At 60.2% G+C, this 25,407-nt stretch carries 26 protein-coding genes; 14 read left to right on the forward strand and 12 right to left on the reverse strand.

Annotated elements, in window-relative coordinates; translation table 11 throughout:
- Positions 1 to 14 precede the first annotated feature (14 nt).
- Positions 15 to 1,745 carry a class I poly(R)-hydroxyalkanoic acid synthase gene (phaC, locus tag KI613_RS12745; RefSeq protein WP_404826924.1) on the reverse strand — a complete coding sequence of 577 codons (1,731 nt, stop codon included), beginning with the start codon at positions 1,743 to 1,745 and terminating at the stop codon, positions 15 to 17.
- A 112-nt stretch (positions 1,746 to 1,857) separates the two neighbouring features.
- Between phaC and KI613_RS12750 the strand changes: the two genes are divergently transcribed.
- The gene (locus KI613_RS12750) at positions 1,858 to 2,088 is read left to right on the forward strand and encodes a hypothetical protein (protein ID WP_226400021.1); all 231 of its coding nucleotides are present in this window, start codon (positions 1,858 to 1,860) and stop codon (positions 2,086 to 2,088) included.
- Here the strand turns inward: KI613_RS12750 and KI613_RS12755 are convergent.
- Positions 2,029 to 2,796: a ZIP family metal transporter gene (locus KI613_RS12755; protein ID WP_226400023.1), complete on the reverse strand. Its 768-nt coding sequence runs from the start codon at positions 2,794 to 2,796 to the stop codon at positions 2,029 to 2,031. The two genes, KI613_RS12750 and KI613_RS12755, sit on opposite strands and share 60 nt — an antisense overlap.
- 29 nt (positions 2,797 to 2,825) lie before the next feature.
- Positions 2,826 to 3,794 carry a transcriptional regulator GcvA gene (gcvA, locus tag KI613_RS12760; protein ID WP_226400025.1) on the reverse strand — a complete coding sequence of 323 codons (969 nt, stop codon included), beginning with the start codon at positions 3,792 to 3,794 and terminating at the stop codon, positions 2,826 to 2,828.
- A gap of 133 nt (positions 3,795 to 3,927) precedes the next feature.
- On the opposite strand from gcvA, the gene KI613_RS12765 reads away from it, so the two are divergent.
- The 3 genes from KI613_RS12765 (at position 3,928) to KI613_RS12775 (ending at position 6,290) form a co-directional block, all read left to right on the forward strand.
- Complete coding sequence (locus tag KI613_RS12765) at positions 3,928 to 4,152, forward strand: hypothetical protein (RefSeq protein ID WP_226400027.1); 225 nt, start codon at positions 3,928 to 3,930, stop codon at positions 4,150 to 4,152.
- 208 nt (positions 4,153 to 4,360) lie between these two features.
- Positions 4,361 to 5,923 carry an acetyl-CoA hydrolase/transferase family protein gene (locus KI613_RS12770; protein ID WP_226400029.1) on the forward strand — a complete coding sequence of 521 codons (1,563 nt, stop codon included), beginning with the start codon at positions 4,361 to 4,363 and terminating at the stop codon, positions 5,921 to 5,923.
- Between the two features lie 166 nt (positions 5,924 to 6,089).
- Entirely contained in the window at positions 6,090 to 6,290 is a 201-nt protein-coding gene (locus tag KI613_RS12775) for a hypothetical protein (RefSeq protein WP_226400031.1), read from the forward strand.
- A gap of 72 nt (positions 6,291 to 6,362) precedes the next feature.
- On the opposite strand, the gene pgeF is transcribed toward KI613_RS12775, so the two are convergent.
- Together pgeF and rluD are read right to left on the reverse strand one after the other, a co-directional pair.
- Positions 6,363 to 7,091, reverse strand: a complete 729-nt coding sequence (pgeF, locus tag KI613_RS12780; RefSeq protein WP_226400033.1) for a peptidoglycan editing factor PgeF — start codon at positions 7,089 to 7,091, stop codon at positions 6,363 to 6,365.
- The gene (gene rluD / locus KI613_RS12785; protein ID WP_226400035.1) at positions 7,084 to 8,043 is read right to left on the reverse strand and encodes a 23S rRNA pseudouridine(1911/1915/1917) synthase RluD; all 960 of its coding nucleotides are present in this window, start codon (positions 8,041 to 8,043) and stop codon (positions 7,084 to 7,086) included. The genes pgeF and rluD overlap by 8 nt, the downstream gene beginning before the upstream one ends.
- Positions 8,044 to 8,095: 52 nt before the next feature.
- Between rluD and KI613_RS12790 the strand changes: the two genes are divergently transcribed.
- Positions 8,096 to 8,869, forward strand: coding sequence for an outer membrane protein assembly factor BamD (locus tag KI613_RS12790; protein WP_226400037.1), 774 nt, complete (start codon positions 8,096 to 8,098; stop codon positions 8,867 to 8,869).
- Between the two features lie 694 nt (positions 8,870 to 9,563).
- Here the strand turns inward: KI613_RS12790 and KI613_RS12795 are convergent.
- The 4 genes from KI613_RS12795 to KI613_RS12810 are packed head-to-tail and all read right to left on the reverse strand — an operon-like array spanning position 9,564 to position 17,061.
- Entirely contained in the window at positions 9,564 to 11,945 is a 2,382-nt protein-coding gene (locus tag KI613_RS12795; protein WP_226400039.1) for a serine/threonine protein kinase, read from the reverse strand.
- Positions 11,942 to 12,373: a DUF3293 domain-containing protein gene (locus KI613_RS12800; RefSeq protein ID WP_226400041.1), complete on the reverse strand. Its 432-nt coding sequence runs from the start codon at positions 12,371 to 12,373 to the stop codon at positions 11,942 to 11,944. The genes KI613_RS12795 and KI613_RS12800 overlap by 4 nt, the downstream gene beginning before the upstream one ends.
- On the reverse strand, positions 12,357 to 13,688 hold the full coding sequence (locus tag KI613_RS12805) for a DNA recombination protein RmuC (protein ID WP_226400043.1): 1,332 nt from the start codon (positions 13,686 to 13,688) through the stop codon (positions 12,357 to 12,359). The genes KI613_RS12800 and KI613_RS12805 overlap by 17 nt, the downstream gene beginning before the upstream one ends.
- Before the next feature lie 7 nt (positions 13,689 to 13,695).
- Positions 13,696 to 17,061, reverse strand: coding sequence for a DUF748 domain-containing protein (locus tag KI613_RS12810; RefSeq protein ID WP_226400044.1), 3,366 nt, complete (start codon positions 17,059 to 17,061; stop codon positions 13,696 to 13,698).
- A 106-nt stretch (positions 17,062 to 17,167) separates the two neighbouring features.
- Here KI613_RS12810 and KI613_RS12815 point away from each other — a divergent pair, with 106 nt between their 5' ends.
- The 3 genes from KI613_RS12815 to KI613_RS12825 are packed head-to-tail and all read left to right on the forward strand — an operon-like array spanning position 17,168 to position 18,934.
- Positions 17,168 to 17,566 (forward strand): hypothetical protein, encoded by a 399-nt coding sequence (locus tag KI613_RS12815; protein ID WP_226400045.1) that lies wholly within the window; start codon positions 17,168 to 17,170, stop codon positions 17,564 to 17,566.
- A 29-nt stretch (positions 17,567 to 17,595) separates the two neighbouring features.
- Positions 17,596 to 18,537 (forward strand): GGDEF domain-containing response regulator, encoded by a 942-nt coding sequence (locus tag KI613_RS12820; RefSeq protein ID WP_226400046.1) that lies wholly within the window; start codon positions 17,596 to 17,598, stop codon positions 18,535 to 18,537.
- A 4-nt stretch (positions 18,538 to 18,541) separates the two neighbouring features.
- Complete coding sequence (locus KI613_RS12825; protein WP_226400047.1) at positions 18,542 to 18,934, forward strand: response regulator; 393 nt, start codon at positions 18,542 to 18,544, stop codon at positions 18,932 to 18,934.
- Positions 18,935 to 18,943: 9 nt separating this feature from the next.
- Here KI613_RS12825 and gloB read toward each other — a convergent pair whose 3' ends face one another.
- Positions 18,944 to 19,702, reverse strand: coding sequence for a hydroxyacylglutathione hydrolase (gloB, locus tag KI613_RS12830; RefSeq protein ID WP_226400052.1), 759 nt, complete (start codon positions 19,700 to 19,702; stop codon positions 18,944 to 18,946).
- 28 nt (positions 19,703 to 19,730) lie between these two features.
- On the opposite strand from gloB, the gene KI613_RS12835 reads away from it, so the two are divergent.
- From KI613_RS12835 to KI613_RS12860, 6 genes are read left to right on the forward strand one after another with little or no spacing between them, the layout of a single operon-like run.
- Positions 19,731 to 20,447: a methyltransferase domain-containing protein gene (locus tag KI613_RS12835; RefSeq protein WP_226400054.1), complete on the forward strand. Its 717-nt coding sequence runs from the start codon at positions 19,731 to 19,733 to the stop codon at positions 20,445 to 20,447.
- Positions 20,437 to 20,895 carry a ribonuclease HI gene (gene rnhA / locus KI613_RS12840; protein ID WP_226400056.1) on the forward strand — a complete coding sequence of 153 codons (459 nt, stop codon included), beginning with the start codon at positions 20,437 to 20,439 and terminating at the stop codon, positions 20,893 to 20,895. The genes KI613_RS12835 and rnhA overlap by 11 nt, the downstream gene beginning before the upstream one ends.
- Positions 20,892 to 21,608, forward strand: a complete 717-nt coding sequence (dnaQ, locus tag KI613_RS12845) for a DNA polymerase III subunit epsilon (protein WP_226400067.1) — start codon at positions 20,892 to 20,894, stop codon at positions 21,606 to 21,608. The genes rnhA and dnaQ overlap by 4 nt, the downstream gene beginning before the upstream one ends.
- Before the next feature lie 7 nt (positions 21,609 to 21,615).
- Entirely contained in the window at positions 21,616 to 22,500 is an 885-nt protein-coding gene (locus KI613_RS12850; RefSeq protein WP_226400068.1) for a lipase family alpha/beta hydrolase, read from the forward strand.
- Positions 22,497 to 23,801 (forward strand): M18 family aminopeptidase, encoded by a 1,305-nt coding sequence (locus KI613_RS12855; RefSeq protein ID WP_226400069.1) that lies wholly within the window; start codon positions 22,497 to 22,499, stop codon positions 23,799 to 23,801. Before KI613_RS12850 ends, KI613_RS12855 begins: the two co-directional genes overlap by 4 nt.
- A gap of 1 nt (position 23,802) precedes the next feature.
- Complete coding sequence (locus tag KI613_RS12860; RefSeq protein ID WP_226400070.1) at positions 23,803 to 24,351, forward strand: methyltransferase family protein; 549 nt, start codon at positions 23,803 to 23,805, stop codon at positions 24,349 to 24,351.
- On the opposite strand, the gene KI613_RS12865 is transcribed toward KI613_RS12860, so the two are convergent.
- Both KI613_RS12865 and KI613_RS12870 read right to left on the reverse strand, forming a co-directional pair.
- Positions 24,343 to 24,678, reverse strand: coding sequence for a hypothetical protein (locus KI613_RS12865; RefSeq protein WP_226400071.1), 336 nt, complete (start codon positions 24,676 to 24,678; stop codon positions 24,343 to 24,345). The two genes, KI613_RS12860 and KI613_RS12865, sit on opposite strands and share 9 nt — an antisense overlap.
- Complete coding sequence (locus tag KI613_RS12870) at positions 24,675 to 25,337, reverse strand: c-type cytochrome (RefSeq protein WP_226400072.1); 663 nt, start codon at positions 25,335 to 25,337, stop codon at positions 24,675 to 24,677. Before KI613_RS12870 ends, KI613_RS12865 begins: the two co-directional genes overlap by 4 nt.
- Between the last annotated feature and the right edge of the window lie 70 nt (positions 25,338 to 25,407).

Here is a 25,407-nt window from a genome sequence, read left to right on the forward strand (position 1 = left end):
CTCTTGAGACGTTTTTATACCGCACGTTCCTTGACGTATCTGCCGGGTGCCGGTTCGATCGGCTTGTATTTGGCATTCCCCGGTTTGCGCGGTGCCCGCTGTTCTCCAGACAACGGTTTGAGCCAGCCGGCCCAATCGGCCCACCAGCTCCCCTTCCTCTCTTCTGCCGCGGTCAACCACCCCTCGGCATCGTTTTTCACATCGTCATTGACCCAATAGCTGCGCTTGTTCTTGCTGACCGGATTGATCACGCCGGCAATATGGCCGGAAGCGCCGAGCACAAAGCGGCTCTTGCCACCGAGCAGACGCGTACTCTGGTAGGCCGAATGCCACGGAACGATGTGATCCTCACGCGTCGCCAGCAGATAAACCGGCATATCGAGCTTGCCGAGATCGACCTTGGTACCGCACATGTCGAGCTTGCCCGGCATGCGCAGATTGTTTTCCAAGTACATGTTGCGCATGTACCAGCAGGCAAACGGGCCCGGCAGGTTGGTTGAATCGGAATTCCAGTAGAGAAGGTCGAAGGCCTTCGGCTTCTCGCCCTTCAGATAATTGCCGGTGACGTAATTCCAGACCAGATCGTTGGCACGCAGGAAGGAGAAGGTATTCGCGAGATCACGGGCGGGTAGCAGGCCACCCTTGCCGATAGTACCTTCACGAGCGGCAACACCTTTTTCGTCGATGAACAAACCAATTTCGCCGGTATCCGAGAAATCGAGCAGGGTGGTCAGCAAGGTCAGCGAAGCAACCGGATCTTCCCCCCGCGCTTTGAGGACAGCCAGTGCCGAAGTCAAAATGGTGCCGCCAACACAGAAGCCCAGCGCATTGATCTGCTTGACCTTGGTAATTTCCTGGACCACACGCAGCGCAGTGATCGGACCTTGTTCAAGATAGTCATCCCAGCCGGCATGGCCTTGCGCCTCCTTCGGATTGCGCCAGGAAACCAGAAACACCGTGTTGCCTTGTTCGACCATGAAGCGGATCAATGAATTGTCCGGCTGCAGGTCCATGATGTAGAACTTGTTGATACACGGCGGCACCACGAGCAGCGGCCGCGTGCCAACCTTGGGCGTCAGCGGCGCATACTGGATCAACTGCATCAATTCGTTTTCGTACACGATGGCACCTTCCGTCGTCGCGATGTTCTTGCCAACCTCGAACACCGACTCGTCGGTCATCGAGATGCGGCCCTTCTCGAAATCCTTGATCAGGTTGTTGATGCCATCGGTAATGCTCTGACCCTTGGTCTCCAGAGCCAGCTTGATGAATTCCGGGTTGGTCGCAGCAAAATTGGACGGCGCCATGGCATCAGCCATCTGGCGGGCCAGGAAGCGCATGCGCTCCTTGGACTTTGCATCCTCGGCCGGAATCACTTCGACGACCTGCTTCAGATACTGGGTATTGAGCAGGTAGGCCTGATGCAGGTAATCGTAAATCGGGCTTTCGCGCCACTCTGGCGCCGAAAAACGGCGATCGCCGGGCTCGGGCGCTACCTTGAAGGCAGGGTCCTGTCCAGGTTGTTTGTTCAGCACCGCCTGCCAGAGCGACATCTGCTGATCCATGAACTGCTTTTGCAGCGCCGTCAGCGCCTGAGGATCAACGGCGGGCGGCGGCAATGCACCAGCCGGAGCCCCGGCCTTGCCGAGATAGTCCATGAACTGCTGCATCATGTTCTGCCCGTTTTGCATGAACTGCGCGGCAGAACCTGCGAATGCGTCGTTATTGTTCGATCCCTGCGCCATGGGAAGACTCATCTCTATTGTTGTCGGGTTTGAGCCCTTGGATTCTCCATACCCGATTCAGCGCTGTCAATGAATTTGCATGCATAATTAGGCCCTCTTCAAGGCACTCAATATGTACATTGTTGCAATCGGCTGGCTCTACGTTACATTGCTGATTGCCGTCAACGAACCCAGCGTCGTCGCCGGCATCATTTCATTCCTGTTTTACGGGCTTATGCCCTGCTCCTTGCTGCTCTGGCTGGGTGGCAGCAAGGCCCGACGACAGCGCCGGGCGCATCGGGAATCACTCGCCAACCAGCGCCTGGACGATGGCAATCGAGGCGATACCCGAGCCGATCAATAGGACCTGCAGGATCGACTCCTTGAGTTCGGAACGCTTGTGCAGACCGGGAATCAGGTCGGCCACCGCAACGTAGATCATGCTGGCGGCGCCGAGAGCGAGCAGCGATGGAATCCACTCCGTCAAATCAGTCAGGGCAAAATAAGCGAGCATGGCGCCGACCATTGTTGCCAGGCTGGACAGCAGATTGAAGGCCAGCGCCCTGACCTTGCTGTAGCCGGAATGAAGCAGGATCAGGTAGTCGCCGACTTCCTGCGGAATTTCGTGGGCGATGATGGCCATCGCGGTGACGATGCCAAGCTCGGTGCTTTGCAAAAATGCGGCTGCAATGAGGATGCCATCGACAAAATTGTGGAAGGTGTCGCCGACCAGGATGAGCAGGCCGGAACGTCCATGGTCATGGGCCGGAGCATGGGCATCATGTGCCTCGCAATGGTCGTGATGGCAATGGCGCCAGAGGACCAGCTTTTCGAGGACGAAAAACGCCATGATGCCGAACAGGACGGTTGCCGTTGTCCGATGCACATCCCCGTGTTCGAGCGCATGCGGCAGGATTTCCAGAAAGGCCGCGCCAAGCAGGGCGCCGATCGCGTAGGAAATCAGCATACTGATACGATGCGCGCCGAGGGCGAGACTCACCGCGGCGGCGGCGAACACGCTCAATGCTCCGCCGGCCAGCGAAACGGCAATGATCCAGGAAAGAGTGCTCACGGGAATCTGCTACTTGAGAAAGGCGCGGATTATACGCCCGCCGGCCAGTTTGGCTGAACCGCCAGTGCCTCGTCGAGGAGCCAGCGGCGGAATGCGGCGACCGATTCGCGCTGGGCAACCGCCTTGCGCATCACCAGAAAATAGCCGAAGGGCGATGGCACGGCGATCTCGAAAGGCACGATCAAACGCCCGGCCGCGACATCGGCTTCGACCAGCGGTTTCAACGCCAAGGCCACGCCCTGCCCGTCAAGCGCAGCTTCAACAGCGAGGACGGCATTTGAAAACCGTGGCCCGCGCTCGGCATCGACGTTAGTTGCCCCGGCACAGGAAAGCCACTCCTGCCAACCGGGCTGGCCTTCCTCGTCGCCGATGGTTTCGTCATGGATCAAGACGTGACGCGCCAGGTCCTGGGGAACGGCTAACGGGCGCTCCGCACTGAGCAGCCGCGGGCTGCATACCGGTACCCAGTCCGGCGCAAAGATTTGCTCCACCTGCAGGCCGGGATAATTGCCGGTGCCATAACGAATGGCCAGTAAGCTGCCCGCTTCGCGCAGATCGAAGCGCTCATTGTCGAGCAACAATGTTTCGCCCCGCCGGTCGACACTGTCGCCACGACTCGACAGGCGTAACTCGACTTCCGGATGCGCCAGCGAAAAGCGGGGCAAACGCGGCACCAGCCAGCGTGTTGCAAATGACGGCGGGGCCGTCACAGTGAGCACGCCGTCGACTTCACTGCGGGTACTGTCGATGGCGGCAGCAAAACAATCGAAGCCTTCACGAATCTTGGGCAGCATGGCCCGCCCTTGCGGCGTGATTTCCAATGCACGGGTCAGACGACGAAACAGCGCGACGCCGAGATAGGTTTCCAGGGTCTTGATCTGCTGGCTGACGGCAGCCGGCGTGACGTGCAGTTCCTCGGCAGCTTTCTTGAAGCTCAGATGGCGCGCCGCAGACTCGAAGGCGCGCATGGCGGACAGCGGGGGCAGACGATAGGTCACGGCCAACGATTAAGTTTTTCTAAAGTATTGCATCATAAATAGTCGTTTGTCGCTCGGCAAGGCGCTGACTAATGTTTCGTTTCGGCCGACATCGGGTCGATGTCGCCAACATCCCTGAAAGAAAGGTATCACCATGAACAAGTCACTGCTCGTTGCCGCACTGCTTACCGTCGCACTCACCGCCTGCGGCAAAAAGGACGAGTCCGTCGCAGCACTGCCGCCGGCAGTAGCCGCTCCCTCGCTGCCGGCGCCGGCTACGCCCCCGTCGCTGCCGAACGTCGGGCAGGAAGAGGCGGCCAAGCCCGCCGATAGCGCCGCGCCAAGCGCTCCGGCCGCTGAAAGCACCCCGGCCCGTTGAGCCAAAAGCGCCACGGTTAAGAAATACTAATTTATCAAACAAAAATAACTCGTTCGTTGCCTTACGGCGACTTTGATAAATTGCGCCCCGTCTCCTCCAGACCTTCATGCGCTTAGGTTCTGGATTGAGCCCGCTTTATGCGGGCTCTTTTTTTATTCGTTTTTTGTCCGTCATTTGTTGATAACCCAATACTGGAGCATCGAGAAACATGGTTGGAGGTTCACGCATCCTTAATGCCGCCATGCGCGGCAAGATCATGTCGGCCGACGAGGCCGCCAATCTCATCGAATCCGGCGTCAATGTCGGGATGAGCGGTTTTACCGGAGCAGGCTATCCGAAACTGGTTCCGACGGCGCTGGCCAAGCGCATCATGGATGCCAACCTGCACGGGCAAAAATTCAAGATTGGCGTGTGGACCGGCGCCTCGACGGCGCCTGAACTCGACGGCGCGCTGGCCATGGTCGATGGCATCGAAATGCGCCTGCCCTACCAGTCCGATCCGACCTGCCGCAAACGGATCAACGCCGGTGAGATGGAGTACATCGACATCCACCTGTCGCACGTCGCCCAGTTCGTCTGGGGCGGTTTTCTCGGCAAGCTCGATATCGCCGTCGTCGAAGTCGCCGGCATTCTTGAAGACGGCCGGCTGATTCCGTCGTCTTCGGTCGGCAACAACAAGACCTGGCTGGATCAGGCCGACAAGATCATCCTGGAAGTCAATTCCTGGCAAAACCCGGCGCTTGAGGGCATGCACGACATTTACTACGGCACCGCCCTGCCACCGCACCGCAAACCGATTCCGCTGCTCAAGACCGATGACCGCATCGGCGAACCGTATTACAAGATCGATCCGAACAAGGTCATTGCCGTCATTGAAACCAACAAGGCTGACCGCAACTCGGCCTTCTCGCCGCCGGACACCAATTCGCAACTGATCGCCGGCCACATCCTCGAATTCCTCCAGCACGAAGTCAAAAAAGGCCGCCTGCCGGCCAACCTGCTGCCGCTGCAATCGGGGGTCGGCAATGTCGCCAATGCCGTGATGGCCGGCCTGCAGGATGGCCCCTTCGAAAACCTGACGGCCTATACCGAAGTGCTGCAGGATGGCATGCTCGAACTGATCAAGTCGGGCAAGCTGACCTGTGCTTCGGCCACCTCCTTCTCGCTCTCCCCGAATGCACTGGTCGAGCTGAATGCCGACTTGCCGCGCTTCAAAGACAGCATCATCTTGCGTCCGCAGGAAATCTCGAACCATCCGGAAGTGATCCGCCGCCTCGGCGTCATTGCCATGAACGGGCTGATCGAAGCCGACATCTACGGCAACGTCAATTCGACCCACATCATGGGCACCTCGATCATGAACGGCATCGGCGGTTCCGGCGATTTCGCCCGCAATGCCTTCGTCTCGATCTTCATGACGCCCTCGAGCGCCAAGGGTGGCAGCATTTCCTGCATCGTGCCGATGGTGTCGCACGTTGACCACACCGAGCACGATGTCCAGGTGGTCGTCACCGAGCAAGGGCTGGCCGATCTGCGCGGCTTGTCGCCCAAGCAGCGAGCCAAGGTGATCATCGACAACTGCGCCCACCCGAATTTCAAGCCGGCCTTGCGCGAGTATTACGAGCGTTCGCTGCGCTACTCGCCGGGCCGTCACACGCCGCACCTGCTCGACGAAGCCTTTACCTTCCTGCCGAACTGGGTGGCCAATCAGGCCGCACGGGAAGCCTGGCGGGAGGATTCGCTGGTGCAGGCGGATGCCTGGAAAAAGTAGTCGGCAACTCAAGGCAGCGAGATCGGCTCGCTGCCTATTGCCAACACGGTGCCGCACCGACGATTAATGAAAACTAATTTGTCCGATAAGAAATCATTGTTTGCTGCACCGCAACATTCGTCCTATATTGATGACATGAACTCACTCAGGCAATCAAGGAGGCTTCATGTCCATCAGTAAACTCATTTCTCGTATGACCGCAGGCAAGCTCGAAAAACACGGCGAAACGATGAGCTACGACGCCATTTTCAAGGGCGCGACAAGCAGCCAGGACCTTGCTGCGGCGAATTTCCTGCCCGGCCTCAGGGCCGTCGAAAATGAGGTAGACGCCTACTTCAAGGATGTCTTCGCCGGCTCGGTGTTTTAAACCGACTCAACAGAACTAGCCCAAACTTTTGCGGCGAATCCGGAATTCACCGACCGGCTCTTTATTGGCTGCTTAAGACTCTAGCCAGATCAGGCTGGCCATGCGGCCGGTCACGCCATCGCGGCGGTAAGAAAAGAAATCGGCTGCTTCGCTGAAGGTGCAGCGCTCTCCGCCGCTGATTGACGCTACTCCCGCCGTGGTCAGGCGCTGGCGGGCCAGCAGATAAATATCGGCCAGCCATTTCCCCGGCCCATGTGCGACGAAGGCTTGAGCCGCCTGTGCATCGTGCGCAACAAAAACGGCGCGAACCTCGTCACCCACCTCAAAAGCCGATGGACCAATGGCCGGCCCCAGCCAGGTCAGCAATTCCTCGGCCGGCACAGCCATGTCCCTTATCGTTGCTTCGAGCACCCCGGCCGCCAACCCGCGCCAACCGGCATGAGCGGCCGCAACGACGGTTCCGGCCCGGTCGCAAAAGAGAACGGGCAGGCAATCGGCGGTCATCACGGCGCAAACCACACCGGGATCTCGCGTGAAAGCCGCATCGGCCTCTTTCAATTTTGGGCTTTTTTTCGGGTTGACCGTGGCAATGCCGTGAACCTGCTTGAGCCACGCCGGTTCAGCCGGCAAATGATCGCGCAAGACGGCCCGATTGGTTGCAACATGGGCCGGATCGTCACCGACATGGTCGCCGAGATTGAAACTGCCCCACGGTGCCAGACTGCTACCGGCACCGCGCAGCGTCTGCAAGCTGCGGACCCGGGCTGGCGCCGGCCAGTCCGGAACCAGCAAATTAGCCATAGCGCAGGGAATCGAGGAGATCACGCATATCCTCCGGCATCGGTACTTCCCACTGCATTTTCAGTCCGGTCAGCGGATGCACGAGACCGAGGCGCGTCGCATGCAGGGCTTGCCGCGGAAACTCGGGCAATTTCGGGTTGTGCTTGCCATAGACCTGATCGCCGACCAGCGGATGATGGATGGCCGCCATGTGCACGCGGATCTGGTGCGTCCGTCCGGTTTCCAGCGAACACTCGACGAAGGTCGTGTAAGGAAAGAGTTCAAGGATGCGGATATTGGTTATCGCCGGCTTGCCGCCGCGATTTTCCGGCACGATGGCCATCTTGATGCGCTGCGACGGATGCCGGCCGATCGGCTCGTTGACGGTACCCTCGTGCTTCATGGCGCCAGCCGCCAGGGCCAGATAGATGCGCCGCACGGTCCGCGCCTGCAACTGGCGAACCAGATCGGTCTGCGCTTCCAGCGTCTTGGCAACGACGAGCAGGCCGCTGGTGTCCTTGTCCAGACGGTGCACGATGCCGGCGCGCGGCACCACTTCGATCCCCGGCACGTGGTGGAGCAGCGCATTCATCAAGGTGCCGCTCCAGTTGCCGCTGCCCGGATGGACGACCAGCCCGGCCGGCTTGTTGATGACGAGCAGGGTTTCGTCCTCGAAGACAACGTCGAGAGGAATGTCCTCAGGCAGTTCAGGCTGGTTGCGGATATCGGTCGGCTCACTGACCAGCAGCCTTTCGCCGCCCATCATCTTGCGTTTGGGTTCGGTTTCCGGCTTGCCATCGACCAGCACGCAGGCGTCACGCACCCAGCCCTGCAGTCGGTTGCGGGAATGCTGGGGCAGCAACTCGGCCAGCACCTGATCGAGACGGCGGCCGTAACTAGCGTCAGGAACGGTCAGGTGGAGCGGTTCAGTTCGGCTATAATCGCCGGAGTTTTCAACAGGATCATCATTCATGATGCGAAGTTTACCCGCATTCCAGTCATTCCCCGCCCTCTTCCGAGTGCTGATGGCTGTTTTCATTGCCGCTTTTATCGCTGGTTGCAGTTCGATGCCCGACCAGATCGACGAAACCGCCGGCTGGTCGGCTGGCAAGCTCTATGGCGAAGCCAAGGATGCGCAGGCCGACGGCAACTGGGACAAAGCCTCGAAAATGCTGGAGAAGCTCGAAGCCCGCTTCCCTTACGGCCGCTATGCCCAGCAAGCCCAGCTTGAAATGGGTTACGTGTATTGGAAGGCCAATGAACCCGGTTCGGCACTGGCTGCCTGTGACCGCTTCATAAAGCTGCACCCGAGCCACCCGGCCGTCGACTACGTCTACTACCTGAAGGGTCTGATCAACTTCAACGAAGACCTCGGACTGACCGCCTTGTTCAGCACGCAGGACCCAACCGAGCGCGACCCCAAGGCGGCGCGCGAAGCCTTCGATGCTTTCAAGGAACTGGTCACCCGCTTCCCGAGCAGCAAGTACACGCCAGATGCCACACTGCGCATGAACTACCTGATCAATGCGATGGCCTCGCTGGAAGTCCACGTCGCCCGCTACTACGTCAAGCGCGGCGCCTACATTGCCGCGGCAAATCGTGCCCAGTACGCGATCAAGACCTATCCGCAGGCGCCGGCCATCGAAGAGGCGATGTTCATCATGATTACCGCCTACGACAAGATGGGTATGAACGATCTGCGCGATGATGCTGATCGCGTGATGAAGAAGAATTTCCCGAAGAGCCGTTTCTACAAGGATGGCTTGAAGAGCAAGACGGCTTGGTGGCAGCTCTGGTAAGTCTGCCCGCGTAAGCGGGATATGCTGATTGCGGGCGGGAACTCTTTCCCGCGTGATTGGCTTGGGGTTCCGCCCTTGCGGGGCGTCTCACTTTTTCTTGCTTCGCCAAGAAAAAGTAAGCAAAAAGAAGGCGACCCTGGGTCGGTGCCGGCTGCGCCGGTTCCCTGCGCTACTCGGGACTGGCGGGGGCTGCGGAACTCGGGCTGCGCCCTCAGACAGTCCTCGCCCTTAATCCGCCAGCCCCTGCGTTGCTCGGCACCTCTCAAGGGGCCCGGTGAGACGACCCGTGGCCACGCAGTGGTGCCGTCATTCCCGCGCAGGCGGGAATCCAGCGGTGGCCTGGACTCCCGCTTGCGCGGGAGTGACAGGGATGGAGCCGATGGGAGTAACAGACTAATTTTATTTTTGGCCGTTTTTTCCGGTTGACCGTGGAAACCGATTTTTTGCGACCAAATGGTGAGCGCGGATGCCTTTCGGGTCCCCGTGGAAGGCGCTGAGCAACGCAGGAAGGCCGGGGGCAGTCGGCTGGCGTTGTTTGAGCCGAAGGCGAGTTTAGCCAGCCGCCCGGCGTTCCGAGTAGCGCAAGGAACCGGCGTAGCCGGCGCCGCCCTCGGGGTCGCCTTTTCTTTGGCTACTTTCTTTTGGCGAAGCAAAAGAAAGTACGCCCGCCAACAAGGCGGAACCCCAAGCTAATTCACGACCCCTGCTTGATGGCCAGAATCGCCTGATTCCTCAGCGTCCGCAGCAACTGCAACTCCTTTTCCGGAATCGAAATCCCTCCCGGCTCATCGCGGTCGGCATAGATCAACGCCACCGAGTTGCCCTTGATATTGAGGGGGAACAGCACAAAGGAGTTGGCCGGCACGGCCTTGCGATACCAGTCGGGGATTCGGCCGGCGATCTTCGGATCGTTGATGTCGCTGATCAGCAGATCAACGCCCTTCGACGTCGCAGCATGGAAGATATCCGGTGCAAAACTGAGCGGAAAGCGGAACGCCTTGGCCAATTCGTTGGCATCCGGACCGAAGCCGAAGCGGCCCTGCATGACACCGGCCTTGGCGTCGCGGATGCATAGCACGACGCGCTTGAAGCCCATGGCCCGATACATTGTTTCGAGGATGATGCGCAGGATGTCGTTGAGCTGAAAGCCATCGATCAGCGTATTGCTGATGTCCTGGATGCCGGCGGTCAGCACCGACTGGGCATCGACCGCTTGTGTACCAGAACCGCTCCCGACACCAACTAGCGGGTCGCTCTCCCCGATGACCGTTCCATCGGCAAAATCGCTGCTATTCTGGTCGTCGGCGGGCGCCTTGCCGTCCACGCCCGCTTCGGCAAACAGGCGCATCTGCTTGCCGAAAGTCGTCTGCTGAAGGTTGAGGTGAATGATGCGGGCAAAATCGGCGACCTCCTCGACAGCGCGCTGCACGGTCTGCATTACATCGTTCTGACCGAGTGCCACGGCGTCGGCAAAGCGGGTCATGGTCTTCTTCAATTCGCGGTCACGCGCCTCGGGCGTAGCCAGTGCGATGACGTCACACAATTCGTTGGAGAAGCCGGACAGCGTGCGTAGACGATCTTCCTGATCGACCGCCTTCTTGACCGGGCCGGCCGGCAAGCGCCGCATCGAGGAAACGATCAGCGGCGGAAATCCCCAGAGTTTGGCGATGGCGACGCCAATCTCCTCAAAGGAGATGCCTAGCACCTGTTTCGCCGCCATCTCCTCGCTGCAGTTCTTTTGCGCAATGACGCGACGTATTTCTTCAGCGTCTTCCGGAAAATAGAACTGCGACAGCAAGCGACCCAGGCTGTGGAACAGCGAGCAGATGAACGATTGTTCCAGATCGCGCATGCGCGCCGTCGCGCCGATATCCTTGGCCAGCACCCCGGCCATGTTGGCGCGCAGAAAATCTTCCTTGAGCTGGTTGGCGTTGGCCTTGTTTTGCAGGTGATCGAAGAGCAGGACGGTAATGGCGATGTTGCGCACGGCCTCGAAGCCGAGCACGATCACGGCCCGTGACACGGTACTGATGCTGCCGCCGCCGGCCTGCCGGAAATAGGCCGAGTTGACCAGGCGCAGCAGCTTGTTGGTCAGCGCAAAATCCTTGAGGATGGTGTTCGACAGCTTGTCGATGCTTTCCGTCTCGCTGTTGGCAATCTTGTTGATGGCGCTGACCGACTCGGAAAGGGCCGGAAAATCGCTTTTGTGGCGCATCCGGCGTAACAGGAACTCCAGCGTTGCCTGTCGACCGCCAGCTCCGGCCGGAACATCTTCTTCAGGGTCCAGATAGTTGTCCAGCGCCTCGCCAAACTGGGCCGCCGTCTGAAAACGCAGCAGCGGATCGCGCGCCAGTGCCTTATGCAAAATTGCGCTCAATTGCTCGTCGACCGCAGCATCCTGCGGCAGCTTGATATCTTCGCTGGCCAGACGTTGCATGACCGCGCCGGTGCTATCGGCGACCACCGCACGGCGCCCGGTGAGCATTTCGAAGAGAACCAGTCCGGTGGAGAAGACATCCGAACGCTCGCTGATCTCGCGCCGCAGTATGTACTCAGGTGCCATGTAGCCCGGCGTGCCGGTGATCCGGTCATTCGGGTCGCTCGACGCGTCGACCCGCGCTGCGATGCCGAAGTCCATGACACGCGGCGTACCGTTGTCGTCAAGCAGGATGTTCGACGGTTTCAGATCACGGTGGATGATGCCCTGTCCGTGGGCATAAGCGACCGCGTCAAGGATAGGCCGGAGGATCGAAATCGCCTTGACCGGCGGCAATGCGCCGCTCTGCCGCAGGAACTCGGCCAGACTCTTGCCCGGCACGTATTCGAAAACGAGATAGAGATCGCCATCCTGCTCACCCGCTTCAAAAATCGGCACGATGCTCGGATGGCGCATCCGGCTGACCGTGCGCGCCTCGTCGAGCAGCATGCCCTTATGCTCCGGATCGGGCGTGGCGAAATGCAGGGTCTTGATGGCGATCTCGCGCTGCAACTGCGGATCGAAGCCAAGATTGACCACACTTTGCGCGCCCCGCCCCAACTCGCCACGGACTTCGAAACGGCCGATTTTTCTGCTCATTGTTCGCTATCTTCTATCCAGACGAGGTGGGGAATGGCATCGACGCTGCCGCAAACCACGGCATTCTGCCCATATTCGGCGGCCAGGGCACAGGCATCTTCACGGGAAATATCGGGAACGAAACAGCTCTCCTCAGTTGGCCAGCCTTCGGCATCGGCTTCATGCTGCGCCGCATAGGGTTCGTAGTTGCCCTCCAGCAACTCGCACTCCAGTTGCGACTGACGCTCGGCGTTGGTCGCATCATCGGCCCGCTGCCCACCCGGATTGTGCGCCGTGATCAGCGCGAACTCCGTGCAGCCTGCCTTTTCAAGCCAGCAGCGCAGGGTTTCGCAGGGCTGGCCGATGCGCAGTTCGCAGATGCCACCAGGCAGGAACACCCGATAAGTCGTCGCCATATAGGCGGCCTCAAGTTCACTCGTCTTCGCCATCGAAATCCGCCACACCGATCAATTGTTCGGCCTCTGCCAGCGGCAGCGCCTCGACTTCCTTGAGCCGGCGCGTCAGTTGCCGCGTCCGGGTTTCCGCCTTACTGATACTGTTGCTCGCCTCGTCCAGCTTCTTCTTGGTATGGGCCAGCGCCTCGCCAAACTTGCTGAACTCCGTCTTGACTGCGCCGAGCACGGCCCACACTTCGGCCGAACGCTGCTCGATGGCCAGGGTACGGAAACCCATCTGCAAACTGTTGAGCATCGCCGCCAGCGTCGTCGGCCCGGTCAGGCTGACCCGCCAGTCACGCTGCAGCGTTTCGGCCAGGCCCGGACGCCTCAGCGCCTCGGCGTAAAGACCTTCGAGCGGCAGGTAGAGCAAGGCAAAGTCGGTGGTATGCGGCGGCGAGACGTATTTCTCGTGAATACTCCTGGCCTCGTTCTTCAGGCGGGTCTCGATGGCTCGCGAAGCTTCCTCAACCCCGGCCGGATCGCCTCGATCCTGGGCGTCGAGCAGGCGCTGGTAATCCTCGATCGGGTACTTGGCGTCGATCGGCAGCCAGACAACGGCGCCGTCATCCTTGCCCGGCAGGCGGATGGCGAAATCGACACGCTCGTTGCTACCCGGCTTGGTCGCCACGTTGCTGCCAAACTGCTCGGCTGTCAGCAACTGTTCGAGTAGCGCCGACAACTGCACCTCGCCCCAGGTGCCACGGGTCTTGACGTTGGTCAGCACACGCTTGAGGTCGCCGACACCGGCGGCCAGCGTCTGCATTTCACCGAGGCCGCGATGCACCTGCTCCAGCCGGTCGCTGACCAGCTTGAAGGATTCGCCAAGGCGCTGCTCAAGCGTCGCATGCAGCTTTTCATCGACCGTCCGCCGCATTTCTTCCAGCTTGACTGCGTTGTCGGCTTGTATTGCGGTCAACCGGGATTCAACCGCAATTTTCAAACGCTCAAACCGCTCGTCCAACCCCAGCGAAAAGCGGCTCAGCTCGCGCGCAAAAGCCTCCAGCCGCTCGGCCTGCGCTGCGCCGAACTGGACGACCTGCGCGGACAGCGTCTGGCCCAGCAAGTTGGACGATTGCGCCCTTTCCTCGCGATCACGGAAGGCCTCTTCGGCCACCTCGCGTCGGCCACGTGCCAGTTCCTCGCGCAGTTCGCGTTCAAGGCGCATCAGCCCCTTTTCTTGGGCCTCCTGCTGCACCTGGAAGCGCGCTTCGTCCTGCTGCCGGTTGCCGCGCAGCAACAACGCCACCTGCAACAGGATGACCACCACCACGCCGACGATCAGGGCCAGCCCCATCGTTTCACTCATTGACGACTCATTTCAGCGAAAAATCAACACGGCTGGCTTTACCCTTTTCATCAGCCCCAACTTTCGGCGGCAAGAGGAAAACCCGTTCCGGCAGCACCTTGCCCTGGTCGACCAGCCAGCCTTGAACCACCTCGGCCCGGCGCGCGGCCAGCGCCTTGACGTCGTCATCGCTGACCGGCAAGTTGGCCAGCATCAATTTCTCCATTTCGTCTACCGGCAAATCCTTCTGCAGACCAATCATGTTGCGCGGCTTCGGGAACTTGGCTTCCTTGTAGGCGCGGGTCAGGTAGGCCGTGCTTTCCTCCGGAGCAATCTCGATTTCTTCGAGCGACTTGCCTTCGCCAGCCTTCTTGAGATCCTTGAGCTTTTCGGCCTGCATGGCGCGTTCCAGGGCAGCGCGCTTGGCACCTTCCCGGTCGGCTTCCGGATCGGCCCGGCCGGTGATTTCGAGCTTCAGCGCATTGCGTTCGTTAAGCGCCTTGGCCAGTGCTTCGAGCTTTTTGCCCGCCGTGTCGTTGAGTGTGGCACGGCCAGCGGCGAATTCGACACTGGACAACTCGTCGCCACTGCCGAACATCGAGCCAAGCAGCGCAAATGGCGAAGTGACGGCCTTGACGAACAGATTGACGATGACCTTGATAATCAGCCCGCCAATCGAGAACTGCGGATCGTCGAGCGAACCGGAAATCGGCAGATTGAGATCGATTTCGCCACGGTTATTCTTGAGCAGCGAAATCGCCAGATTGACCGGCAGCTTGGTCGCATCCGCGCTTTCGATCCGCTCGCCAAAGGTAAACTGGTCGATGAAAAGCCGGTTCTCGGCCGACAACTGGTTGTTCTCCAGCTTGTAGGCGACGGTCAGCGACAGCTTGCCCTTCTCGATGGCGTAGCCGGCGTACTTGCCGGAATACGGCGAGAAACCGACCAGATCGACGCCCGTGATTTCAGCCTTGAGATCAAGATAGGACTTGGCCGCCAGCGGATTCAGCTTGGCCAGTATCTGGACGGGTGCCGAGTTGGCGTACCGGCCACGCAGTTCCATATCGGCGACGGTATCGGCCGCTGACGACAGATTGGTCACCCGTCCGCCGAGCTTGGTTACATTGACCGTGTAGTTTGGCTTGACGAAAAGGTCGGAGAAATTGACCGTGCCATTTTGCAGGGTGATCTTGCCAATCTTGATCGGGATCGGCTGCTTGGCCGGTCCGGACTCCTTGATCACCACCTTCGTCTCGCCCTTGGCCGTTTCCGGCTTGACCTCTTCTTTCCTGGCTGCGACCGCCTCGCCTTCGGGCTTCCTGACGATCTCGGCGACGTTGAGCTTGCCTTCCTTGTTGAGGATCAGTCGCGAAAAATAATCGGTCAGAGCGATCTCGCCGATGTTGATGACCATCGGCTCAAGCCGGAAGTCGATACCGCCAAAATACAACGATTTCCACTTGAGGAAATCGGCGCTGTTCAGCTTGTCCACCGCCACAAAGTCGCCAAGCGTGAAGGAACCCTTGTAGCCGGCCTTGAGGCCTGCCGTATCGAGCTTGGCCGTCGCTTCGCCCTTGTTCGATACCTGGCCACGCGTCAGCGAAATATTGAGGAACTGGCCGAAATAAGGCTCCAGCGGCAGCAGCGGTATGGCCACCGTATCGACCTTGACCGCGACATCGAGCGGATAGATCTGCAGGCTGCCATCGACATTCAGGGTGCCCTTCTTGTTGATCTTGGTCTTTAGCGAAATGGTGCCCTTCTTGTTCGGCTCGTTGGTCAGCTCCTGGCCAAGCAGATTGAATCCCTCGATGTCCTGCACCGCCACCTGCTGCAGGGAGCGATCCTCAAAATGGAAACCCAGATCTTCGATGCTCAGCTTGCCGACCTTGCCGATCCACTCCTGCGTTCCGGTTGCTTCGGCCACTGCCTTGGCCTTGGTGTCCTTCTCGGCATTGGTCGCCCTGACCACCTTGAGCACCGGCGAACTGACCCACTCAATCTTGCCGGCCTTGTTGCGCAGCATGCGGGCGCGGGTTCCGCTGTTGGTCACTTCGGCAATATCGACCCGATGGGTCGGCAAATCGACCTTGATGCCCTTGATGGCCATTTTCTCGACGCGGAAACGCTCGCCGAGATCGATCTGATAACTAACTTCGCCAATTTCGATCGGCTCGATCAGCTTGCTATCGACCTTGCCGACGCTGACCAGCAGATTGCGTACTTCGCCGGCCACCGGCGTCAGATTGGAGTCGTCCTGCCAGCGGATCAGGCCGTTGGTCAGGGCGAACTCGCCGAGCGACCATTCAAACGGTTTGGCGGGGACCGGCTTGGGCTCCGGCGTTGCCGCAACCGGCTTGGCCAGCCGGTCGACAACTCGCATGACATTGAACTCCCCCTGCTTATTGACCGCCAGAGCGACATCCAGCCCATCGAGCCCAACGCGCTTGAGAGCAACCTTGCTGTTGATCGGGTCGGCATTGTCGAGTTCAATATCCAGGCGCTTCCAGCCAAGCAGCGGCTGGCCTTCGCTTTCGGTCAGCGCCAGTCCGGAAACATGAACAGCACCGACGACCGAGACCGAATAAACTTGGTCCGAAACCTCCTTGAACATCGCCTTCAGTTCGGTATCGAGCGTTCCCGACTTCAGCCGGAAAGGCAGCGAATCAGGCAGGTAGGGTTGCAGGCCGGCCAGTTCGAAGCGATCCAGATCTAGATTCAGATTACTTTCATGTGTTCCCGAAAACGGCTTGCTGTCACCGGTCAGGGCCAGAGGGGAACCATTGATGTTGGCCGAAAACAAAGGTTTGACCAGAATTTCGACCTGATAGGGCAGGCTGGAAACGAAAGGCAGCGCCAGATTGATGTCGCTGATCGTATGCACTCTGCCCTTGGGCTGGTCATCGAAAACGATCTTGCCGTTGATCAACTGGATGTTGTTCACCGAAAAGCGTGGCGTGCCGGTATCCGGCTCGTCCTTGGGCCTCATCCACTCGTCGAGCAGATCGGAAATATCGTAGCGCCCCTCGGCAACGCGGGACACGGCAAGGCGCAAGCCTTGCAGGCGAATTTCATCGACAACAGCAGCCAGCTTGAAAATGGAGGCCGAAGAAAGATTGACGAAGAGTTCGTCGAAACCGGCCACTTCCTTGCTGCCCTCAGCCTTGATGGAAAAACCATTGACCTTCAGCGACAAACCGTACGGGTTTATATCGATGTTTTCGATGCTGACTTCGCGGTGGAGTTGCTCCGAGAGCTGTTTCTGCAAAATCGACTTGAGCAGCGGGGGCGCGGCAAAAAATCCCAGCACCCCGAAAACCACAAAAATGCCCGCCAGCCATTTTCCAATTCGCTTGCTACGCGGTGACTTGAGCGCCCCGGCGAGGCGTGACATTGTTGCTGAATTGTTTGCAGTTGGCTCGGCCATGATAATCTGCCTTTATTGTTGTATATCCGCCAAATTTAGCACACCACCACACTAGAAATATCAGCAAAAACACATGAAGTGGTTCATCGAAGAAATATCCAGGCTAATCGTCCAACTCAAGCGCTGGCAGACCTGGCTGGTCATCGGCCTGATCAGCCTTTTTGCCGGACTTGCCTTTTTCATCGGCAGCTTTGCCTTCCGTACCGACGGCATCCTGCTCTATCTCAACCGCACAGCCGGAGCCTGCCGTGAATTGACCAACGGCATCATCATCTTCATGTTCTGCGGCATGATTTTCTTCATGTTCACCGCCTTGCTGACTTTGGGCGAATTCCAGCGCTATTTCCAGTTCAAGCAACGTGCCGCTCACTATCAGGCCAGGCGTGCGCTGTACGGAGGGATTGGCTGGGCTGCTGCCGCCATCACCATTTCTATTGCCGCACTGGTTTTCTTCAACCGATATTGCCGCTAGACTGCGTTGATCGAGCCCCGGCAGAAACCATGAAAATTCTCGTCGTCGAAGACAGTCGCTCCACCTACCACCTGCCCGTCGAGCAGATGGAAAGACTGGGCGTTCAGACGCTCTCGGCTGCTACCGGCGACGAGGCACTGGAAAAATTCGCGCGGACGCGACCGGATCTCGTCCTGCTCGACCTCTCCCTGCCCGACATGGATGGTTATCTGCTCGCCCAGCGCATCCGGGCGACGGAAACACCGGGTGAATGGACGCCCATCATTTTCCTGTCATCTCGTGACGACGAGGCCAGCATTGAAAAGGGAATCGCCGCCGGTGGCGATGATTACCTACTCAAGCCGGTCAGCGAGATCGTTCTCGGCGCAAAGATCAGGGCCATGCAGCGCATTGTCCTCATGCGTTCGTCGTTGATCGGCCTCACCCGCAAGCTGGATGCCGCCAATCAGGAACTGGTGCGCATTTCGTCGAGCGATGGTTTGACCGGCGTCGCCAACCGGCGCTACTTCGACGAGACAATTTCCATCGAATGGCGCCGGGCGCGTCGTCACTCGAACAGCATCGCGATGATGATGTGCGACGTCGACTATTTCAAGCTGTACAACGACACCTACGGTCACCAGGCGGGCGACGACTGCCTGCGCCGGATCGCCCGGGTCATTCGCCAGAATACCGAACGGCCGTCGGATATCGTGGCGCGCTACGGTGGCGAGGAGTTCGCCGTCGTCCTGCCCGAAACCACCATCGGCGGGGCCCTGATTGTGGCCGAAAAAATCCGTCAGGCCATCCGCGAACTCAATATCGAGCATGCCTCGTCGCCCGGCGGGCTGGTCACCCTGAGCATCGGACTCGCCTCAGCCGCTCCCGGCTTCGACAACCCGCCCGAAGACCTCATCCAGGCCGCCGCCAAAGCTCTTCTGCGGGCGAAACGACAGGGTCGGGACTGCCTCTGCCGGGCTGACGCCGCCTGAAGTTATGGCCAGGCGACGCATCTCCATCGTCATCGCTGACGACAACGACATGATGCGCAGCATTCTGCGCGCCATGTTGCGTGGCGAGGAATACGACGTAGTCGGCGAGGCCCGCAATGGGCAAGCGGCCATCGATGTCGTCGATCGCCTGAAACCGGACATCGTCTGCATGGACGTCGTGATGCCGGAGAAGAACGGCATCGAAGCGCTGTGCGAAATCAAGGTGGCCAATCCGGCTACCGAAGTCGTCATGGTGACCAGCAATTCCGACCCGGAAACCGTTCAGGAATCAATAATGAACGGCGCCAGCGGCTTCATCATCAAGCCCTTCAATGCGGCCCGCGTGCTCGATACGCTGGAAAAGGTCAGCAACCGCGTCCGTCAGGCCAAGCCGTAGGGCGATACCCTAGAAGTCGTTTCGCCAGCTGCGTATCGTTTTGAAAATTGCGGCTTTTTTCCGGTTGACCGTGGGATTCTGCTTTTCCGCTGCAGCAATGACCGTCGGCTCGGCGCAGCGCAGGAAAGGGTTGGTCGCCTTCTCTTCACCGAGCGTCAACGGCACACTGGGCCGGCCCGCCGCCCGCAGCACGGCAACCTTCGCCACGCGCGCCTGCAAGGCAGCATTTTCCGGCTCGACGGCCAGCGCGAAACGCAGATTCATCTCGGTGTACTCGTGGGCGCAATAAGCCAGGGTGTCGTCGGGCAATACCGCGATGCTGTCGAGCGAAGCCGACATCTGTTCCGGCGTGCCCTCGAACAGCCGCCCGCAGCCAGCGCCGAACAGCGTATCGCCACAAAACAGTGCACCCGGCGCGAGGTAGGCCAGATGCCCCAAGGTATGCCCGGGAACGGCCATGACATCGACCATCTGGCCGAGCACATCGATCTGCTCGCCACCCGAAAGTGGACGCGTGCAGCCTGTGATAGACTCATTGGCCGGTGCAAAAACCTCAACTGGCCAGCGCGCTTTGAGTTCGGCGACGCCACCCTGGTGATCGGCATGGTGATGCGTGATCAGAATGCCCTCCAGCGTCAGATCGTCCGCTTCCAGACGGGCAATGACCGGGGCTGCATCGCCAGGATCGACGACGACGGCACGCTTGCCGCGGGTCAGTAGCCAGATGTAATTGTCCTTGAACGCGGGAATGAGCGAAATTTCAAACATACCGGAACTATCGAGCGCAGCGCCCCGGATGTCAATTCCCGGGCTCGACGCCTGGCTGTCGACCGCAGCCGGCCGTTATGTGCTGGATTGGGAACAGCGCCAGCTCGATGCCGCCGTGCCCGATGTTTTCGGTTTTCATGCCCTGCAACTCGGCCTGCCGCAGGGCGATTTCCTGCGTTCCAACCGCATTCCGCTGCGCCTGAAGGCCGGCGAATACGGTGCAGTCGACCTGCTCTGCAACTGCGCTGCCCTGCCCTTCGCCTCGCTCAGCACCGACCTCGTCGTCCTGCCGCATGTCCTCGAATTCAGCGACGAGCCGCACCAGATATTGCGCGAAGTCGAGCGCATCCTGATTCCCGAAGGACAGGTCATCATCATCGGCTTCAATCCGCTGTCGCTGTGGGGCCTGAAACGAAAATTCGACTGTAGCGACGAATTTCCGTGGAACGGCAGCTACCTGTCGCTGAATCGCCTCAAGGATTGGCTAAAATTGCTCAGTTTCGAAGTCGACCGCGGCCAGTTCGGCTGTTACATCCCGCCGGTCGAACAACTCAAATGGGTGCAACGCTGGCAGTTCATCGAAACGGCCGGCAACCGCTGGTGGCATTTTTCCGGCGGCGTGTACGTGCTGCGCGCCATCAAGCGCGTGCACGGCATGCACCTGATCACCCCCAACTGGCGAAACAAGTCGGTGCGCGCCAAGGCGCTGCGCCCGATCGCCCAAAAGGAAGGCCATGGCCGCTGAAGAAATCGTTGAAATATTTACCGATGGTGCCTGTAAGGGCAATCCCGGCCCCGGCGGCTGGGGCGCCATCCTGCGCCTTGGCCAGCACGAGAAGGAACTGTGGGGCGGCGAGAAGGAAACAACCAACAACCGCATGGAACTGACCGCCGCCATCCGCGCCATCGAAGCCCTCAAGCGGCCGGTTGGCGGCAGGATCTACACCGACTCGCAGTACGTCATGAAGGGCATCAACGAGTGGATCCACGGCTGGAAGAAGAACGGCTGGAAAACCGCCGACAAGAAGCCGGTCAAGAATGCCGATCTGTGGCAACTGCTCGACGCCCAGGTTCGGCTGCACAAGCTCGAATGGGTCTGGGTCAAGGGCCATGCCGGCCACCCGGAAAACGAACGGGCCGATGCCCTGGCCAATCGTGGCATCGATGAATTGAGAAACAGGGAAGCAGCATGAGACAGATCGTCCTCGACACCGAAACCACCGGCCTCGACCCGCGCTCGGGCCACCGTATCATTGAAGTTGCCTGCATCGAGATGGTGAACCGCCGGTTCACCGGTCACCACCTGCACAAATACCTCAACCCGGAACGCGAAATCGACGAAGGCGCCCAAGCAGTGCACGGCATCACGCTCGAATTCCTCGCCGACAAACCGAAGTTTGCCGATATCGCCGACGAATTCCTCGAGTTCATCAACGGCGCCGAGCTGATTATCCACAACGCGCCCTTCGACATCGGCTTCCTCAACGCCGAACTCGACCGCCTTGGCCGCGTCCCGGTCGGTACCATTTGCGGCAAGGTCACCGACACCCTGCGCATGGCCAAAGACCTCCACCCCGGCAAGCGCAACAGCCTCGATGCGCTGTGCGAACGCTACGAAATCGACAACTCCAGCCGCACCCTGCACGGCGCCCTGCTCGACACCGAACTGCTGGCCGAAGTTTTCCTGGCCATGACCCGTGGCCAGAACTCGCTGATGATCGAACCCGATGCCGCGCCGCGCCCGAACATCGGCGCCGACGGCCTGGTCCGCGAGCGCAAGCCGCTCACCGTTCGCCGCGCCTCGGCCGAAGAACTGGCCGAACACGAACAAGTGCTTGCCGCCATCAACAAGGAATCAAAAGGCGCCTGCCTGTGGCTGCCCAAGCCCGAAACCAGCGCGGCCTGAACCCGGCATGGTCCCTATCTCGCTGCTCATCTGGCTCGCCCTCGAAATCAGCGGCTACCTTTACATCGGCCGCCATGTCATGCATCTCGACTGGCCGCTGGCCGTCGTCGGAGCGATCAACTGCCTGCTCGGCCTGCGTTTCTGGATGAACGCGACGACCTGGTTCTTCGGCATGAAGTTCGCCACGCCAGCCCCCGCGCTTGGCTTTGGCAAACGCTTCCGGATCATGGCCGGCGAATACTTCGCCTTCCTGCTCACCTTCCTGCTCGTCATCCCCTTCGAACGGCTGTGGATGCCGGCCGACCGCCTGCTGCCCGGCCAGAAACCGATCCTGCTCGTCCATGGCTACGGCTGCAGTCGCGGCGTCTGGTGGCTGCTCCGCCGACGCCTCGAGGCGGCCGGCCACAGCGTCGCCACGGTCAGCCTGGCGCCACCCTACACCAGCATGGGCAAGCTGGTGCCACTCCTCACCCAGCGCATCGAGGAAGTCTGCGCCGATACCGGCAGCAAGCAGGTAACCCTCGTCGCGCATAGCATGGGCGGGCTGATTTGCCGCTCCTATCTGGCTCGCCACGGCATCGAGCGCGTCGACCGTTTGTTCACGCTGGCCACACCACATTCCGGCAGCCTCCTGAGCAAAATCGCCCTGGGCCAAAATTCCCGCGAGATGACGCCCGGCTCGCTGTGGCTGCGCGACATGGCGACCGAACCGATCAAGATTCCCGCCGTCAGCCTGCGCAATGCCTACGACAACTACGTCATGCCGCAGGACAACCAGCGCCTGCCCGGCGCGCGCGATGTCGAACTGCCTGCAGTCGGACACATCGCAATGCTTTATGATAAACGGGTTGCCCAACAGCTACTCGAATTGCTGAAACTCAAGAAGCCATGAATATTCCCGACACCACTCGCGCCCAGACGCAGGATCTGCTCGATTTCATCGACGCCAGCCCCAGCCCCTGGCACGCCGTTCACACCTGCGAAGCCCGGCTCACTGCGGCCGGTTTCAGTCGGCTGGACGAAGCAGACCGCTGGACGCTGAGCGCCGGCGACCGTCGCTACGTCGTGCGTGGCGGTTCATCGATCATCGCCTTCATCATCGGCTCCCAGCCGGCGACAACGACCGGCCTGCGCCTGATCGGCGCCCACACCGATTCACCCGGCCTGCGCCTCAAGCCGAAACCGGCCGAAGATAGCGCCGGCATGGTTCGACTTGGCGTCGAAGTCTATGGCGGCCCCATCCTCGCCACCTTCGCCGACCGCGACCTGTCGCTGGCCGGGCGCGTCAATGTCCGCGTGCCGGGCGGCTTCGCAACCCGGCTGGTACGCTTTGCCGACCCGCTCTTGCGCCTGCCCAACCTCGCCATTCACATGAATCGCGAGGTCAATGAAAACGGCCTGAAATTCAACAAGCAGACCGAACTACCCTTGCTGCTTGGCGTCTCCGAAGACGGCACGAAAGCCGAAGCACGCTTCCGCCAGCCCATCGCCGCAGCCCTCGGCGTCGAGCCGGGCGATCTGCTGACCTGGGAACTCAACGCCTACGACACGCAAAAAGGCGCCTTTTGGGGCGTTGACCGTGAGTTCGTCGCCAACAGCCAGCTCGACAACCTGGCTTCCTGCCACGCCGCTCTGAGTGCTCTGCTCGCCACGCCCGAACCCGCCGCCACCTGCCTGTGCGCCTTCTTCGATCACGAAGAGGTGGGCAGCGAAAGCGCCACCGGCGCCGGCGGCAGTTTCGTCGCCGATGTGCTCAGCCGCCTCGCTACCAGTGCCGGCCTCGATGGTGAAGATCAGCGCCGCATGCTGGCGCAGAGCTTCTTCATCAGCGCCGACATGGCGCATGGCTGGCACCCGAATTTCCCGGCCGCTTACGAACCCTGCCACCATGCACTGGTCAACGCCGGCCCGGTCATCAAGAGCAATGCCAACCAGCGCTACAGCACCAGCGCCGAGACGGCCGCGCGCTTCATGGCCATCTGCGAAAAAGCCGGCGTGCCCTGCCAGCAATACGCCCACCGTACCGACCTCGGCTGCGGCAGCACCATCGGCCCCATCGTCGCGTCGCGCCTCGGTATTCCCAGCGTCGATGTCGGCTCGCCGATGTGGGCCATGCACAGCATCCGCGAAAGCGCCGGCGTCCTCGACCACGGCTACATGATCGCCGCCCTCACCACTGCCTTCTCAAACTGACATGAACGAACTCATTGCTTTTATCGCCGGCTCCTGCGTCGTCATCTGGCTTTCGCGAAAAGCCCTGGCCAAGCCCGGCAGCCATGGTTTCTTTCGCTTCTTCGCCTGGGAGGCCATACTCGGGCTGATCGTCATGAACCACAGTGTGTGGGGCGAAGACCCCTACTCGCCCCACCAGTTCACCTCGTGGATGCTGATGTTGCTCAGCATGTTCCTGGTCATCGCCGGGGCGCGCACGCTGACCCGCCATGGCGCCGCCAATGCCAAACGCGACGATGGCTCGTTCTACGAATTCGAGAAAACGACGCAACTGGTGTCGCACGGCATCTTCGGCTACATCCGTCATCCGATGTACTCGTCCTTGCTGGCGCTGGCCTGGGGCGCCTACTTCCAGGACCCGAGCATGATCGGCGCGATCATCGCCGGCATTGCCTCGTTTTCGCTATGGCTGACGGCCGTTACCGACGAGCGCGAATGCCTGGCCTACTTCGGTGAGTCCTACGCCGACTACATGCAGCGGACCAAGCGCTTCATCCCCTTCCTACTCTGACGGCTGTTTCGTCCCCATCATTTCATTGCAGGTCGCCCGGCCGAAGGTTTCGGCCTTTTTCGGGCTGGAAATCTGCGGCTCGTCGTAGATGCGCCGGATGATGTGATTGGTGATGCGCGCGCCATCGCTGCCGTCTTCGTCGAACAGCTTCATCGGCCGACCCTTGTCGCGATTGTAAAAAGCCTGCAGCGCATGATCGCGGACCCGTTCGCAGAAGCGGATGCGCTGAGCATCCGGCACGCTGTCGTCGATCGGCCCGGGGTGGCCGTGGGCCATGGCACCGGAAGCGGCCAGCAAGATCATCAGCGCCAGCGTGACACGTTTCATTCCTTCGGCTCCTGAATCGACGTGAGATAGGCCAGGATGTCCTGGATGTCCTGCGCCTTGAGGGCATTGAGCAAACCGACGGTGCCCTCCTCGTCATGCGGCCGGTCGCCCTTGAGGTAGAGATCGACCTGACGCTGCAGATAATTGGTGTATTGGCCGACGAGCATCGGGAACATGCCGCGGCCCTTGCCGGTCTTGCCGTGACAGGCGGCGCACTGCTTCTGGTAAAGCTTCTCGCCATTGGCCAGATCGCCCTCGGCGCGTGGAATGATCATCACCTTTTCGGCCATCAGCAGTTTGGTCAGCGCGTCCTCCGTGCCTTTATAGGTCGGCATTTTGGTATCCAGCTCGATACCCGCCAGATAGGCGGCGATGTCCTTGATGTCGGCATCGGACAGCTCGCGTTCCTGCGTATAGGGGAACATCGGGATATTGACTCGCGTCCGCGAGCGGAAACTCCGCAACTGGCTTTCGATGTATTTGACCTGCTGGCCGGCAATGCGCGGGTACTCGCCTTTCTTGCCACCCTGGCCATTGTCGCTGTGGCAGGCGGCGCAGGTACCGTTGATTTCCTTGCCTTTTTCGAGGTCGACCGCAGCCGCTGGATGGCTCAGCGCAAGCACGGCGAGAAAGAGGGGGAAACGCAGGATATTCAGCATGCAAAACAACTCCCAAGATCGATGCGGCGAATTGTCGCACCTCTCAAGCGACTGAAAATTGACACAAATC

This window comes from Ferribacterium limneticum (assembly GCF_020510585.1).
Classification (GTDB): domain Bacteria; phylum Pseudomonadota; class Gammaproteobacteria; order Burkholderiales; family Rhodocyclaceae; genus Azonexus.